Source organism: Streptomyces litchfieldiae (assembly GCF_031845365.1).
Taxonomy (GTDB): domain Bacteria; phylum Actinomycetota; class Actinomycetes; order Streptomycetales; family Streptomycetaceae; genus Streptomyces; species Streptomyces litchfieldiae.
On sequence record NZ_JAVREL010000030.1, the window covers coordinates 16,686 to 31,164 of the forward strand.

A 14,479-nucleotide genomic window follows, 5' to 3' on the forward strand; every position below is an offset into this window, starting at 1 on the left:
CGAGGCCAACGGTCCGAGGAGGGAGCCACCGATGATCCTGCTCCGTCGCCTTTTGGGTGACGTGCTGCGTCGGCAGCGCCAACGTCAGGGCCGCACCCTGCGCGAAGTGTCCTCCTCCGCCCGCGTCTCCCTCGGGTACCTCTCCGAGGTGGAGCGTGGGCAGAAGGAAGCTTCCTCCGAGCTGCTCTCCGCCATCTGCGACGCGCTGGACCTGCGGATGTCGGAGCTGCTGCGGGAGGTCAGCGACGAGCTGGCCCTTGCCGAGCTGGCCCAGTCCGCCGCGAGCGATACGGTGCCGTCCCTGGGGGTCCCTCCCGGGCGGAGCCTGGGGGAGCGTCCCATGCTCAACCCGGTGCGCGTGACGTCCGTCACCCACCGGCCCGACGAGCACGTCACCATCAAGGCCCCGACCGAGGCCGTCGACGTCGTCGCGGCCTGATCCCGGTCTTCGGGGCCATGCCCCGTCTCAGGGCCGCAGGCGCAGTCCGCGCGGCGACGCGTGGAAGCTGGCGGCCTCCAGCAGGCCCGTCCAGAACGGGTCGCTGAGCGCGGGTACTCCGTTCACCCGCTCCACCGTGAGTGTCCCCAGCGCGCCATCCCTCGCAGCCCGGGCCAGGGCCTCGACACCGATCCGCAGGGCACAGTCGTCCCCCTCCGGCGCCTCCCGGGCGGGCCAGCCCAGCAGTGTCCGTCCGCCGCGCTCCAGATAGAGCGTGAGCTCGCCGTCCACCAGCACCACCAGCGCCCCCGCCTTCCGCCCCGGCTTGTGCGCCGTCGTCCCCGGCCGCCCGGCCGTGGGCGGCTCCGGCCAGGGCAGGGCCGCGCCGTAGGCGTTCGCCGGGTCGGCGGCGGCCAGCACCAGGCCCCCGGAGCCCGGGCCGGGAGCGCCGCGCTCGCCGGCCGTGTTCAGCGCCCGCAGCCGGTCCACCGCGCCGTCCATCGCGAACTGGGCGGCGCCCAGCCCCTCGACGACATAGCCGCGGCGCGCCTGGCCGCTCTCCTCGAACGCGGCCAGCACCCGGTAGGCCGCGGCGAAGCCGCCCTCGACGCCCTCCGCGGCGACGGCGCCGCGCGTGACCACGCCGTGCCGGTCGAGCAGGGTACGCGCCAGCGCGTGCGCGCGCAGCGTGGGGTCCTCATCCCGGGCCGGCAGCAGCGACCAGCGGCCGGCCACGGTCGGCGGGCCGCTCCGCGGCGCGGCCGGGCGGCCCGCGGCCAGGGCCGAGCCATACCGCCCGCGCGGCGTCGCGCGCCGGCCCCGGTGCGCCACCGAGCCGGCCGTCCGCCCGGAGCTCAGCAGCGCGCGCAGCGGGCCCAGGGTGTCGTTGGTCAGGCGGCCGGACCAGGCCAGCTCCCAGACCGCCTCGGCCAGGGCGGCGTCCGTCGTCTCCAGGCCGGTGGCCCGGACCTGCTCGGCGATCTGCCGGAAGAACAGCCCGTACCCGCCGGACAGCGCGTCCAGCACGGCCCGGTGCAGCGGCGACAGCTCCAGCGGATGCGGCGGCGGCAGGAGCAGCGGCGCGGCGTCGGCCGGGTAGAGCGAGAGCCAGCCGTCGGTGCCCGGGAGCGCCCCGGCGCCGGCCCAGACCACCTCCCCGGAGGCCGTCAGCTCGTCCAGCAGCGGCGGGGCGTATCCGGCGACCCGTGAGGGCAGCACCAGACGCTCCAGCGCGGAGGCCGGGACGGGGGCGCCCTGGAGCTGCTCGACGGCGCGGACCAGGCCGTCGATGCCGCGCAGCCCGCCGCGCCCCGGGTCGCCCACGTGCTGCCACTGGGGCAGGAACGCGGCCAGGGTCGCGGGCGGCACCGGCTCGACCTCCTGCCGAAGCGCGGCCAGGGAGCGGCGCCGCAGCCGGCGCAGCACGGCCGGGTCGCACCACTCGTGGCCCACGCCGCCCGGCCTGAACTCGCCCTGCACCAGTCGCCCGTCGGCGGCCAGCCGGTGCAGCACGCCGTCGGCGACGGCCGTGCCGAGGCCGAAGCGGGCGGCGGCCTGGGCCGAGGTGAACGGGCCGTGGGTGCGGGCGTAGCGCGCGAGCAGGTCGCCCAGCGGGTCGGGAAGGGGCTCGGTGAACGCCTCGGGCACGCCCACCGGCAGCGCGGCGCCCAGGGCGTCCCGCAGCCGCCCGGCGTCCTCGATCGCGGCCCAGTGCTCCTCGCCCGCGATGCGGATGCGCAGCGCGCGCCGGGCGGCGGCCAGCTCGGCCGCCCACTCCGGCCGGGCGCCGCGCGCGGTCAGCTCGGCGTCGGTGACCGGGCCAAGCACGCGCAGCAGATCGGCGACGCCCTCGGCGTCCTTGACCCGGCGCTCGTCGGTGAGCCACTGGAGCTCGCGCTCCAGCTCCGCGAGCACGCCGGCGTCCAGCAGCTCCCGCAACTCGGCCCGGCCCAGCAGCTCGGCGAGCAGCCGGGAGTCCAACGACAGGGCGGCGGCGCGTCGTTCGGCGAGGGGGGAGTCGCCCTCGTACAAGTACTGGGCGACATAGCCGAAGAGGAGCGAGCGGGCGAACGGCGAGGGCTCCTGGGTCGTCACCTCGACCAGCCGCACGCGCCGGGCCTCGATGTCCGCCATCAGCTCGGTCAGCCCCGGCACGTCGAAGACGTCCTGGAGACACTCCCGGACAGCCTCCAGCACGATGGGGAACGAGCCGAACTCGGCGGCCACCGAAAGCAGTTGGTGTGCGCGCTGGCGCTGCTGCCACAGCGGGGTGCGCTTGCCCGGGCTGCGCCGGGGCAGCAGCAGCGCGCGGGCGGCGCACTCCCGGAAGCGGGCCGCGAACAGGGCCGAGCCGCCCACCTGGTCGGTGACGATCTGGTCGACCTCGCTCTTGTCGAACAGCACGTCGCTCGCGCCGACCGGGGACTGGGCGGGGGTGCCCTCCAGCCAGGCCGGTGGGAGGCCCGGCGCGGTCGCGTCGAGCCCGGTGCCGGTGTCGTCGAACCCGGTCTCCGCGGCCAGCAGATCGGCGTCCGGCAGCCGCAGCACGATCCCGTCGTCCGCGTGCAGCACCTGGGCGTCCAGGCCGAAGCGCTCGCTCAGCCGGGCGCCCAGGGCCAGCGCCCAGGGTGCGTGCACCTGTGCCCCGAAGGGGGAGTGCACCACCACGCGCCAGTCGCCGAGCTCGTCCCGGAACCGCTCCACCACGATCGTCCGGTCGTCCGGGATGTGGCCGCACGCCTGGCGCTGCTCGTCGAGATAGGCCAGGACGTTGTCCACGGCCCAGGCGTCCAGGCCGGCCGCGGCCAGCCGCTCCCGGGCGGCCTCCGGCGCCAGCCCGCCGATCTCGCGCAGGAACGCGCCCAGCGCGCGGCCGAGCTCCAGCGGGCGGCCGAGCTGGTCGCCCTTCCAGAACGGCAGCCGGCCGGGGATGCCGGGGGCGGGCGTGACGAGCACCCGGTCGCGGGTGATGTCCTCGATCCGCCAGGAGGTGGTGCCCAGCGTGAAGACGTCGCCCACCCGCGACTCGTAGACCATCTCCTCGTCCAGCTCGCCGACCCGGCCGCCGCCCTTGCGCGGGTCCGCCCCGGCCAGGAAGACCCCGAACAGGCCCCGGTCGGGGATCGTGCCGCCCGAGGTGACGGCCAGCCGCTGCGCGCCGGGGCGGCCCGTCACCGTGTGCGCCACCCGGTCCCAGACCAGCCGGGGCCGCAACTCGGCGAACGCGTCGGACGGATAGCGCCCGGCGAGCATGTCGAGCACCGCGTGATACGCCGACTCGGGCAGCGCGGCGAACGGCGCGGCCCGGCGGACCAGCGCCAGCAACTCGTCGACGTCCCAGGTGTCCATCGCCGTCATGGCCACCAACTGCTGGGCCAGGACGTCCAGCGGATTGGCCGGCACGCGCAGGCTCTCGATCGCCCCGGCGCGCATGCGCTCGGTGACCACCGCGGACTGCACCAGATCTCCCCGGTACTTGGGGAACACCACGCCCGCCGAGACGGCGCCCACCTGGTGCCCGGCGCGGCCCACCCGCTGCAGCCCGGAGGCGACCGAGGGCGGCGACTCGACCTGGACGACGAGGTCGACCGCGCCCATGTCGATGCCGAGCTCCAGGCTGGAGGTGGCGACCACGGCGGGCAGTCGGCCGGCCTTCAGATCCTCCTCGATGGCGGACCGCTGCTCCTTGGACACCGAGCCGTGGTGCGCCCGGGCCAGCACGGGCGCGGCGCCGCGGGCCGCGCCCGAGCCGCCCATCAGCGCGGCGGGCCCGTGCTCCTCGGGCAGGGGCTCGCCGGTGGCGCGCTCGTGGGCGATCTCGTTGAGCCGGTTGCACAGGCGCTCGGCCAGCCGGCGCGAGTTCACGAAGACGATGGTGGAGCGGTGGGCCTGGACCAGATCGACGATGCGCTCCTCCACCGAGGGCCAGATGGACGGCACATCGCCCGCCGCCCCCGGGCCCCCGGCGTCCGGCACGGGGGAGCCGCCGAGCTCGCCCATGTCCTCCACCGGCACCACCACGGAGAGGCGGAACTCCTTGTCGGCCGGCGGCTGGACGATCTTCGCCTTGCGCTGCGGCGACAGGAACCGGGCCACCTCGTCCACCGGCCGCACCGTCGCCGAGAGGCCGATGCGCCGGGCGGGCCGCGGCAGCAGCGCGTCCAGCCGCTCCAGCGACAGCGCCAGGTGCGCGCCGCGCTTGGTGCCGGCCACGGCGTGCACCTCGTCGAGGATCACCGTCTCCACGCCGGTCAGCGCGTCCCGAGACGCCGAGGTCAGCATGAGGAACAGCGACTCGGGGGTGGTGATGAGGATGTCCGGCGGGCGCCTGGCCAGCGAGCGCCGCTCGGCGGGCGGGGTGTCGCCGGTGCGGATGCCGACCCTGATGTCCGGCTCGGGCAGTCCCAGCCGCACCGACTCCTGCCGGATGCCGGTGAGCGGACTGCGGAGATTCCGCTCGATGTCGACGGCCAGCGCCTTCAGCGGGGAGACGTACAGCACCCGGCACCGCTTGTGCGCCTCGGCCGGCGGCGGGGTGGCCGCGAGCCGGTCCAGCGAGGCGAGGAACGCGGCCAGCGTCTTGCCCGAGCCGGTCGGGGCCACGACCAGCGCGTCCGACTCCTCGGCGATCGCCCGCCACGCGCCCTCCTGCGCGGTCGTGGGCGCGGAGAAGGCCCGCGAGAACCACGCGCGGGTGGCCGCGGAGAACAGGTCGAGGGTGGAGGGCTTGTCCATGCCCCCATCGTGCACCCGCGCACTGACAGTGACGCCCCGCCTCCCCCCGCCGCGGCGCGCACAATGGCGGGATGGCACCCAAGGAGCAGGCGCGGCACTGGCGCCATCCCGCGCTGCCGGACGTGGACCTGTTGCGCGCCCGGTACGTGCGGCGCGCGTTCATCCGGCACACGCACGAGACGTTCGTGATCGCCGGGATCACGGAGGGTGTGGAGGCGTTCCACCACCAAGGCACCGTCGAGCGGGCCGGGGCGGGCGGTCTCGCGCTGATCAATCCGGACACCCCGCACACGGGGCAGGCCGGCGTTCCGGAGGGGTGGACGTACGGCGCCCTCTATCCGGCGCCGGGACTGGTGGACGCCATCGCCGCCGAGACGCTGGGGCTGCGCGGCGCGGCCGGGTTCTCCTCGCCCGTCGTGCACGACCCCGCGGCGGTGCGGCTGGTCGCGCGGGTGCTGCGGGCGGCGGACGAGGGCAACGCGCTGGCCGCCGACAGCCTGCTGCGGGTGGTCGTGGCGCGGCTGCTGCGCCGGGCGGGTGGAGCGCTTCCGGAGCGCGAGATACGCAGTGCCGGCGCGCATGTGGCGGAGCGCGCCCGTGAGGTGCTGGAGGACCGCATGGCCGACCCGCCCACGCTGGAACGGCTCGCCGCCGGCCTGGGGGTGAGTCCGTTCGCCCTGCTGCGCGCGTTCCGCGACCGGTACGGGCTGCCCCCGCACGCCTGGCTGACCGACGCGCGGGTCCACCGCGCCCGTGGCCTGCTCGACGCCGGAGTCCGGCCGGCCGAGGCCGCCGTGGCGGTCGGCTTCACCGATCAGCCGCATCTGCACCGGCACTTCACCCGGACCGTGGGGGTGACACCCGGCGCCTACCAGCGGGAACGGGCCGCCCACCGTGCAAGAACGTACAAGACGCGATCCGATCCACCCGCATAGCGTCCGCGTGTGACCAACAATGCGACAGAAAGTACGTTGCCGGTGGACCGGACGAGCCGGGACACGGTGCGGGACGCGCTCGGCGTCGGAGTCGCCGTCGGGCTCTCCGGGTTCGCCTTCGGCGTGACCGCCGTGTCGGGCGGGCTGAGCGTTCCGCAGACCTGTGTGCTCAGCCTGTTCGTCTTCACCGGCGCCTCGCAGTTCGCCCTCGTCAGCGCCCTGGCCGCGGGCGGCGGCCCGTTCACCGCCGCGGCCGGCGCGTTCTTCCTCGGCGTGCGCAACTGCTTCTACGGCCTGCGGCTGTCCACGCTGCTGGCGCTGCCCCGGCGGATACGCCCGCTGGCCGCCCACTGGGTCATCGACGAGACCTCGGTGGTGGCGCTGGCCCAGCCCGACCGGCGGCGGGCGCGCCTGGGCTTCGCGGTCACCGGTCTGAGTCTCTACCTCTGCTGGAACCTGACCACCCTGCTCGGCGCGCTGGGCGCCGGCTCGCTCGGCGACCCGGACGCCTGGGGGCTGGACGCCGCGGGCCCGGCCGTCTTCCTCGCCCTGCTCGCGCCCATGCTGCGCGGCACGGCGGAGAGGGCCACCGCCGCGCTGGCCCTGCTCATCGCGGTCGGCACCCTGCCGCTGCTGCCCGCCGGGGTCCCGGTGCTCGCCGCGGCGCTGGCCGCGCCGCTGGTGCTGCTGGGGCGCCGCGGCCGGTCGGCCGGGGAGGCGGTCGTCCGATGACGGCCTGGACCGCGATCGCGCTCACCGCCGTGGGCTGTTACCTGGTGAAGCTCCTCGGCCTGGCCGTGCCCGCCGCTGCGCTGGAACGGCCCGCCGTCCGCCGCCTCGCCGCGCTGCTGCCGGTCGCCCTGCTGGCCGCCCTCACCGCCCTCCAGACCGTGGACGACGGCGGCGCGCCCGTCCTGGACGCCCGGGCGGCGGGGCTGGCCGCGGCGGGCGTCGCCCTGCTGCTGCGCGCGCCCTTCCTGCTGGTCGTGGCCGTCGCGGTGGCGGTCACCGCGGGGGTGCGGGCGGTCGGGGGCTGACCGGGGACGCCGCGCGGCACGGGATACTGGGGCCCATGCGGCTGACGGACTTCTGGGAGCGGATGACCGAGCACTTCGGTGCCACCTACGCGGATTCGTTCGCCCGGGACCATGTGATGTCCGAGCTGGGCGGTCGCACGGTGCACCAGGCGCTGGAGGAGGGCTGGGACGCCAAGGACGTCTGGCGGGCGGTCTGTGCCGCCACCGACGTGCCCCCGCACCTGCGCTGACGTCGCTGACCTGCGGTTTTCCGATCGCCCCGAATGCGGGGAATGGCTTGACACAAAAATCGAACAGCCATTCTCATGGGAGGGCAATCAGCGATTGTCAGTGGCGGGCGTTAGCGTCCGTGGTGTGAAGCGATCGAATCAGACGGACCGGGTGGCACCGATGGCAGGTACGGATCGCGAGAAGGCGCTCGACGCCGCTCTCGCGCAGATTGAGCGGCAGTTCGGGAAGGGCGCCGTGATGCGCCTGGGGGAGCGGCCGAACGAGCCGGTCGAGGTCATCCCCACCGGCTCCACGGCTCTCGATGTGGCGCTCGGCGTGGGCGGGTTGCCGCGCGGACGCGTGGTGGAGGTCTTCGGCCCGGAGTCCTCGGGCAAGACCACGCTGACGCTGCACGCCGTGGCGAACGCCCAGCGGGCGGGCGGCACGGTCGCGTTCGTGGACGCCGAGCACGCGCTCGACCCCGAGTACGCCAAGAAGCTCGGCGTGGACGTGGACCAGCTCATCCTCTCCCAGCCGGACAACGGCGAGCAGGCGCTGGAGATCACGGACATGCTGATCCGCTCCGGCGCCCTGGACCTGATCGTCATCGACTCCGTGGCCGCCCTGGTGCCGCGCGCGGAGATCGAGGGCGAGATGGGCGACTCCCATGTCGGCCTCCAGGCGCGGCTGATGAGCCAGGCCCTGCGGAAGATCACCGGCGCGCTCAACCAGTCCAAGACCACGGCCATCTTCATCAACCAGCTTCGTGAGAAGGTCGGCGTGATGTTCGGCTCGCCGGAGACGACGACGGGCGGCCGGGCGCTGAAGTTCTACGCCTCGGTGCGGCTGGACATCCGCCGCATCGAGACCCTCAAGGACGGCACCGACGCCGTGGGCAACCGCACCCGCGTCAAGGTCGTCAAGAACAAGGTGGCGCCGCCCTTCAAGCAGGCCGAGTTCGACATCCTCTACGGCATCGGCATCAGCCGTGAGGGCGGGCTGATCGACATGGGCGTGGAGAACGGGTTCATCCGCAAGTCCGGTGCCTGGTACACCTACGAGGGCGACCAGCTCGGCCAGGGCAAGGAGAACGCGCGGAACTTCCTCCGGGACAACCCGGACCTGGCCAACGAGATCGAGAAGAAGATCAAGGAGAAGCTGGGCATCGGGCCCAAGGCGGACGTTCCCCCGCAGGGGGGAGACGCCCCCGCGGGTGAGCCGGGCAAGGACGCGGCCGCCGGGGCTCCGGCCGTCGCCGTCGCCGCTCCCGCCAAGGCGTCCCGGGCCGCCAAGCCCGCGGCGGCCGCCAAGAGCTGACGGTGACGCGACGCAGCGAGTGGCCCGAGCCCGCGGCGCCCGAGAGCAGCGGTGGTCTTTCCTCGTCGAGGGCCGGTGAAAGGCCACCGCGCATTCCCCGGGATCCGGCCGAGCGGGCGCGGGCGGTCTGCCTGCGCCTGCTCACCGGGACCCCGCGCACCCGCGGCGAGCTGGAGACGGCTCTGCGCGGGCGGGACATCCCGGAGTCCGCGATCGCCACGGTGCTGAGCCGCTTCGAGGAGGTCGGGCTCATCGACGACGCGGCGTTCGCCTACGCCTGGGTGGAGTCCCGGCACCACGGCCGGGGCCTGGCCGGCCGCGCGCTGGCCCGCGAGTTGCGCACCAAGGGTGTGGCACCGGCCGTCGTCGACCAGGCCGTCGCGCAGCTCGACCCGGAGCGGGAGGCGGAGACCGCCCGGGCCCTGGTGGTGCGGAAGCTGCGCTCCACCAGGGGCCTCCCCCGGGAGAAGCGGATGCGGCGGCTGGCCGCCATGCTGGCCCGCCGGGGGTACGCGGAGGAGCTGGCGCTGCGGGTGATCCGGGCGGCTCTGGACGCCGAGGCCGCGGAGGCTCGGGAGGCCGAGGACGCGTTCCCCGGCGGAGACGACCCGGCCGGGGCGTTCTTCGACGAGACGCCCTAACGGTCACTGCCGGGGTCGGCCCCGGCGGGGATCTTGCCGCGCAGTGCCGCCGCGCAGGCCCGCAGGGCCGCCAGGTCGGCGCCGGGCAGGGCGGCGGCCAGGTGGCCGTCGGGGCGGACCAGCAGCAGGGTGTGCGGTCCGGCGCCGGGGTATTCCTCGGTGACCAGCAGTTCCGCGGACAGCGGCAACGTGTCGGCGGCGGCGGCCAGTTCGGGCATGAGCCCGGCCGACAGCCAGTGCTTGGCGTCCCATACCCGGGCGCCCGGGGCCGTCAGCACCAGCAGCAGCGGGCCGCCCAGCCGGTCCCGCAGCCGCTCCCGCTCTCCCGCCAGGGTGATCACCGGCACATCCACGACCGGCGCGCCCACCGGGGTGGCCGTGCTCCTGGCCGTCCGGAGCGTCGGCGCGAGGGGAGACGCCGCGTACCGGGCGGGGGCGCCCAGCGTGCCCAGGCCCAGATGGCTGTCCGTCAGCAGCGCCAGCCGCCCCCGGCCCCGGCCGGTGAGCCGCGCGCCCAGCCCGCCCCGGCCGCGCACCAGCGGCAGTGCCTGGTCGACGGCGCGCAGCCGGGTGCCGACGGCGGCGCGCCGCTCCGCCTCGTAGCTGTCCAGCAGCGTCTCGGCGTCCCGGTCGTGGCAGGCGATGGCCAGCTTCCAGGCGAGGTTGTCCACGTCGCGCAGCCCCTCGGCGACCTGCTGGGTGCCGAGCGCGCCGAGCAGGTGCGCCGCGTCCCCGGCCAGGAAGACCCGGCCGGATCGCCAGCCCCGGGCCAGCCGCTGATGGCAGACATGCACCCCGGTGTCCAGCAGCTCGTAGGCAGGCACCTCGCCGTCGTGCCAGGCGGCCAGCGTCGCGTGCACCCGCGCCAGCAGGGAGTCGGGGGTGACCAGGCCGCCGTCCGGGGGCAGCGGCCAGTCCAGCCGCCACAGCCCGTCGGCCAGCGGCCGGGCGGTGACCTCGCCGGCCGGCAGCCCGCGGTGCAGCCCGGCCTCGTCCGGCCAGGGCAGTTCGGCGCGGAGCGTGGCCACGGCGAGCCGTTCCACCCCGGTGCGGCCGGGGAAGGGGATGGCGAGCAGCTTGCGCACCGTGGACCGGGGGCCGTCGCAGCCGACGAGATGGCTGCCGCGCCACTGCCGCACCACGCCCGGCCGCCCCTCCGGGCCGTTCGCCATCGAGTGCGCGATGACCTCGGGGCCGCGCTGTTCCAGATCGGTGAGCCGGTGCCGCCGGGCGATCCGGATCAGCCCCTCCCGGGTGGCGGCCTCCCGCAACGCGTGCTCCAGCGCGTGCTGCGGGAGATGCCGCGGCGCCGTGTCCGGCGTGTGCTCGTGCCGCAGCACCGTCCGGCCCCGGTGGGTGACGCGCCAGGCGGCCCAGGCCGGGGCCGCCGCGTCGCCGCCCGCCGCCCGGGCCCAGTGCGCGAGGTCGTGCGGAACGACACACGTGCGGGCGAGGCGCGTGGGTGGCGGCCCCTCGGCGCCGTCGAGAACGACGGTCGGGACGCCGTGCCCGGCCAGGGCGAGAGCCAGCGCGAGCCCCACGGGGCCCGCGCCGGCAATGATCACGGGCAGCACAGGACGTAGCAAACGGCAGCGGATGATCGGGCGTCAAGTCGGCCTCTTGTACGGCCGGTTCGGCTACCCGTCCCGTTTCACCGCCGCGTCGTCCACGCCGCCGGGGCGTTGTCCGGGCACATCCCCGGCCATGGCCATCTCGTCGGTCATGTCGGTCGACAGCACCGTGCCCGTGCTGCGCTTGCCCCGGCGCAGGCGCATCTCCAGCCAGCTCGCGAAACTCGTGAGCAGGAAGTTCACCACGATGTAGATGATGGTGACGACCGTGAAGGCGGCGAGCAGGCTCGAGTAGTTGTTGTCGAGGTCGTTGATAGCGGACCGCAGTTCGGTGAAGCCGAGGACCTGGCCGCCGAGCGCGGTGTCCTTGACGATCACCACGAGCTGGCTGACGATCGCCGGCAGCATCGCGGTCACGGCCTGGGGCAGCAGCACGTTGGTCATGATCTGACCCTTGCGCATGCCGATCGCCTGGGCCGCGTCCGACTGCCCCCGGGGCAACGAGAGCACCCCGGCGCGCACCACCTCGGCCAGCACCGACGCGTTGTACAGCACCAGGCCGGTCACCACGGCGTAGAGCGGGCGGGTCTCGCTGTCGACGTTGGACCACTGGAAGTACGCCTCGTTGGCGAACAGCATCAGCAGCAGCACCGGAATGGCCCGGAAGAACTCCACGACCGTGGCGCAGGGGACCCGGACCCAGCGGTGGTCCGAGAGCCGCCCGATGCCGAGCAGCGCGCCCAGCGGCAGCGCGATCGCCATGGAGAGCGACGCGGCGATCATGGTGTCCTGGAGGCCGGGCAGCAGGAACGTCGTCCACACCTGGGACTCGGTGAAGAGCGGCTCCCAGTTGGCCCAGACCAGCTCGTCGTTCGTTTCCAGGGTCGCCAGCACCCACCAGGCGATCAGGCCGAGCACCACCAGGAACAGCGCGGTGTAGAGCCGGTTCCGCCGCCGGGCGCGTGGTCCGGGGGCGTCGTAGAGAACGGACAGATCGCTCATCGCTTCACCGCCAGGCGCTTGGCGAGCCGGCCGAGCAGCAGCCCGGTCGGCAGGGTCAAGATGATGAAGCCGCAGGCGAAGAGGATGGCGATCGGGATCAGTTGGGCCTCCGTCTCGATCATCTCCGCCATCAGGTAGGCCGCCTCGGCGACGCCGATGGCCGCGGCCACCGTGGTGTTCTTGGTCAGCGCGATGAGGACGTTCGTCAGCGGGCCGATCACGGAGCGGAACGCCTGCGGCAGGACCACCAGGATCAGCACTTGGCGGAAGCTGAGCCCGAGCGCGCGGGCCGCCTCCGCCTGGCCCACCGGGACCGTGTTGATGCCGGAGCGGATCGCCTCACAGACGAACGTCGAGGTGTACGCGACCAGTCCGAGGACCGCCATCCGGAAGTTGAGGGAGTCGGTGGCGATATCGGCGCCCAGCGTCACCCTCAGCTCGATGGCGAGGACTTGCGAGCAGCCCGCGATCACGATGGTGAGTGGGATGTTCCGGACGATGTGCACGTAGAAGGTGCCGAACGCCCGCATGACGGGGACCGGACTGACGCGCATCGCGGCCAGGATGGTGCCGAGGATCAGCGAACCGATCCCCGAGACGACGGTGAGCTGCACCGTCATCCAGAACGCCCCGAACAGGTCGTACTCTTCGAGGTCTAGAAAGTCGAACACGGTATCTCGCAGTCTCGGTCAGAGGACGCGTGAGGACGCGTGTGGAACGTGGCGCGCCGCCGGTGCGGCGGCGCGCCACCGAAGCCGTCAGTCGGTCGGGCGGGCACCGATCTCGGGGGCGTCCTCCGCCTCGTAGCCGGCCGGGCCGAAGTTGTCCTCGACGGCCTGCGCCCAGGAGCCGTCCTCGACCATCTGCTCGATCGCGGCGTTCACGTCCTCCAGCCGGTCGGAGTCCTTGGGCAGACCCACGCCGTAGTACTCGTCGCTCAGGTCGAGCTCGGCCAGCTTGAACTTGTCCTGGTGCTCCTCCTGCGCCGCGTAGCCCGCGAGGATCGAGTCATCCGTGGTCAGGGCGTCGATCGCGCCGCCCTCCAGGCCGTTGAGGCACTCGGAGTAGGTGGGGAACTCCTGGAGCCGGGCGTTCGGGGCGAAGTCCTCCTGCACGTTCTGCGCGGAGGTGGAGCCGACGACCGAGCACAGGGTCATGTCGTTGATGGCCTCGACGTCCGGCACCTCGTAGTCGGCGCGGACCAGCAGGTCCTGGTGCGCCAGGAAGTACGGGCCGGCGAAGTCGACCTGCTCCTCGCGCTCCTCGTTGATCGAGTAGGTGGCGACGATCATGTCCACATCGCCGCGGCGCAGCAGGTTCTCGCGGTCCGGGCTCGGGGCCTCGCGCCAGGTGATCTGGTCGGGCTCGTAGCCGAGCTCGCCCGCGATGTAGGTGGCCACGTCCACGTCGAAACCGGAGTACTCGTTGTTCCCGTCCCGCAGCCCGAGGCCCGGCTGGTCGAACTTGATGCCGATGGTGATGCCGTCGGCGTTGTCGCCGTCACCCTCGTCATCGCCACCGCCACAGGCCGTCGCGGCGAGGGAGAGGGTGATGACGGCGGCGGTGAACGCGCTTGCCTTGCGGAGTCTCATGGTGGGCTTCCCCTTGTTTGCTTGTATTCCGGAAGTCGTGTGGGCGAGCGGGGGCGACGGCCGCGCTCAGTGCTGGAGGATCTTGGACAGGAAGTCCTTGGCCCGGTCGCTGCGCGGGTTGTCGAAGAACTGGTGGGGATCGGCCTCTTCGACGATCCGGCCGTCGGCCATGAACACCACGCGGTTCGCCGCCGAGCGCGCGAAGCCCATCTCGTGAGTGACGACGATCATGGTCATCCCCTCACGGGCGAGCTGCTGCATGACCTCCAGGACCTCGTTGATCATCTCCGGGTCCAGAGCGGAGGTCGGCTCGTCGAAGAGCATCACCTTGGGCTCCATCGCCAGCGCGCGGGCGATCGCCACTCGCTGCTGCTGGCCGCCGGAGAGCTGCGCCGGGTACTTGTCGGCCTGGCTGCCCACGCCGACCCGGTCCAGCAGCGCGCGCGCCCTGGTCTCGGCCTCGGCCTTGTCCTTGCGGCGCACCTTGATGGGGCCGAGCATGACGTTCTGCAGCACGGTCTTGTGCGCGAAGAGATTGAACGACTGGAAGACCATGCCCACGTCGGCGCGCAGCCGGGCCAGCTCCCGCCCCTCCTCGGGCAGCGGACTGCCGTCGATGGTGATGACGCCGTCGTCGATCGTCTCCAGGCGGTTGATCGCCCGGCACAGGGTGGACTTGCCGGACCCCGAGGGACCGATGACAACGACAACCTCGCCGCGCTTGACGGTCAGATTGATGTTCTGGAGCACGTGCAGCGCGCCGAAGTGCTTGTTCACGCTGTCCAGAACGACAAGATCATCCGCCGTGGGCGCCGCGTCGGCGGCGTCCTTGGTCAGCGGTGCATCGCTCATCGTGATGTAGCTCCGTCCTCGTCGGTTGCGTGGACCCTAGCCAGCGGTAAACAGGCCGTCATCAGATCTGAGCGGAAATTGAGCATAACGATCCGGTCGCCCTCGATTGCGGCGTGTCACCGGACGTTGCCCGCTGTATATGCCGCATA

The 14,479-nt window shown here is 73.6% G+C and carries 12 protein-coding genes and 1 pseudogene; 7 read left to right on the plus strand and 6 right to left on the minus strand.

The features are described 5' to 3' along the window. The first annotated feature begins 31 nt into the window (after window positions 1–31). The gene (locus RM590_RS32700; RefSeq protein WP_311708424.1) at window positions 32–439 is read left to right on the plus strand and encodes a helix-turn-helix domain-containing protein; all 408 of its coding nucleotides are present in this window, start codon (window positions 32–34) and stop codon (window positions 437–439) included. A 27-nt stretch (window positions 440–466) separates the two neighbouring features. Here the strand turns inward: RM590_RS32700 and RM590_RS32705 are convergent, their stop codons facing one another. Next, the gene (locus RM590_RS32705; protein WP_311708425.1) at window positions 467–5,173 is read right to left on the minus strand and encodes an Lhr family helicase; all 4,707 of its coding nucleotides are present in this window, start codon (window positions 5,171–5,173) and stop codon (window positions 467–469) included. Between the two features lie 71 nt (window positions 5,174–5,244). Between RM590_RS32705 and RM590_RS32710 the strand changes: the two genes are divergently transcribed. From RM590_RS32710 to recX, 6 genes and pseudogenes are all read left to right on the plus strand, one after another. Next, complete coding sequence (locus RM590_RS32710; RefSeq protein WP_394814019.1) at window positions 5,245–6,108, plus strand: AraC family transcriptional regulator; 864 nt, start codon at window positions 5,245–5,247, stop codon at window positions 6,106–6,108. 42 nt (window positions 6,109–6,150) lie between these two features. After that, the gene (locus RM590_RS32715; protein WP_311708426.1) at window positions 6,151–6,840 is read left to right on the plus strand and encodes an AzlC family ABC transporter permease; all 690 of its coding nucleotides are present in this window, start codon (window positions 6,151–6,153) and stop codon (window positions 6,838–6,840) included. Beyond that, complete coding sequence (locus tag RM590_RS32720) at window positions 6,837–7,145, plus strand: AzlD domain-containing protein (protein ID WP_311708461.1); 309 nt, start codon at window positions 6,837–6,839, stop codon at window positions 7,143–7,145. Before RM590_RS32715 ends, RM590_RS32720 begins: the two co-directional genes overlap by 4 nt. Window positions 7,146–7,180: 35 nt before the next feature. Beyond that, on the plus strand, window positions 7,181–7,375 hold the full coding sequence (locus tag RM590_RS32725) for a DUF3046 domain-containing protein (RefSeq protein WP_311708427.1): 195 nt from the start codon (window positions 7,181–7,183) through the stop codon (window positions 7,373–7,375). Between the two features lie 160 nt (window positions 7,376–7,535). Continuing rightward, a complete protein-coding gene (gene recA / locus RM590_RS32730; protein WP_311708428.1) occupies window positions 7,536–8,672 on the plus strand; it encodes a recombinase RecA in 1,137 nt (378 codons plus the stop codon). Next, window positions 8,582–9,313, plus strand: a pseudogene (recX, locus tag RM590_RS32735) (recombination regulator RecX); the annotation flags it as partial. The gene recA and the pseudogene recX, both read left to right, overlap by 91 nt. Here recX and RM590_RS32740 read toward each other — a convergent pair. The 5 genes from RM590_RS32740 to RM590_RS32760 form a co-directional block, all read right to left on the minus strand. Continuing rightward, window positions 9,310–10,887 carry an FAD-dependent monooxygenase gene (locus RM590_RS32740; RefSeq protein WP_311708429.1) on the minus strand — a complete coding sequence of 526 codons (1,578 nt, stop codon included), beginning with the start codon at window positions 10,885–10,887 and terminating at the stop codon, window positions 9,310–9,312. The pseudogene recX and the gene RM590_RS32740 overlap by 4 nt on opposite strands. A 63-nt stretch (window positions 10,888–10,950) precedes the next feature. Beyond that, window positions 10,951–11,886: an amino acid ABC transporter permease gene (locus tag RM590_RS32745; RefSeq protein ID WP_311708430.1), complete on the minus strand. Its 936-nt coding sequence runs from the start codon at window positions 11,884–11,886 to the stop codon at window positions 10,951–10,953. After that, complete coding sequence (locus RM590_RS32750) at window positions 11,883–12,557, minus strand: amino acid ABC transporter permease (RefSeq protein WP_311708431.1); 675 nt, start codon at window positions 12,555–12,557, stop codon at window positions 11,883–11,885. Before RM590_RS32750 ends, RM590_RS32745 begins: the two co-directional genes overlap by 4 nt. A gap of 87 nt (window positions 12,558–12,644) precedes the next feature. Further along, window positions 12,645–13,478, minus strand: coding sequence for a glutamate ABC transporter substrate-binding protein (locus tag RM590_RS32755; protein ID WP_311708432.1), 834 nt, complete (start codon window positions 13,476–13,478; stop codon window positions 12,645–12,647). Window positions 13,479–13,544: 66 nt separating this feature from the next. Then, window positions 13,545–14,330, minus strand: a complete 786-nt coding sequence (locus RM590_RS32760) for an amino acid ABC transporter ATP-binding protein (protein ID WP_311708433.1) — start codon at window positions 14,328–14,330, stop codon at window positions 13,545–13,547. Window positions 14,331–14,479: the final 149 nt, after the last annotated feature.

Bases quoted from the DNA above. Each gene is read 5' to 3' on its own strand.
- RM590_RS32700 (WP_311708424.1), top strand. From the start codon at position 32: ATGATCCTGCTCCGTCGCCTTTTGGGTGACGTGCTGCGTCGGCAGCGC.
- RM590_RS32705 (WP_311708425.1), bottom strand. From the start codon at position 5,173: ATGGACAAGCCCTCCACCCTCGACCTGTTCTCCGCGGCCACCCGCGCG.
- RM590_RS32710 (WP_394814019.1), top strand. From the start codon at position 5,245: ATGGCACCCAAGGAGCAGGCGCGGCACTGGCGCCATCCCGCGCTGCCG.
- RM590_RS32720 (WP_311708461.1), top strand. From the start codon at position 6,837: ATGACGGCCTGGACCGCGATCGCGCTCACCGCCGTGGGCTGTTACCTG.
- RM590_RS32725 (WP_311708427.1), top strand. From the start codon at position 7,181: ATGCGGCTGACGGACTTCTGGGAGCGGATGACCGAGCACTTCGGTGCC.
- recA (WP_311708428.1), top strand. From the start codon at position 7,536: ATGGCAGGTACGGATCGCGAGAAGGCGCTCGACGCCGCTCTCGCGCAG.
- RM590_RS32745 (WP_311708430.1), bottom strand. From the start codon at position 11,886: ATGAGCGATCTGTCCGTTCTCTACGACGCCCCCGGACCACGCGCCCGG.
- RM590_RS32755 (WP_311708432.1), bottom strand. From the start codon at position 13,478: ATGAGACTCCGCAAGGCAAGCGCGTTCACCGCCGCCGTCATCACCCTC.
- RM590_RS32760 (WP_311708433.1), bottom strand. From the start codon at position 14,330: ATGAGCGATGCACCGCTGACCAAGGACGCCGCCGACGCGGCGCCCACG.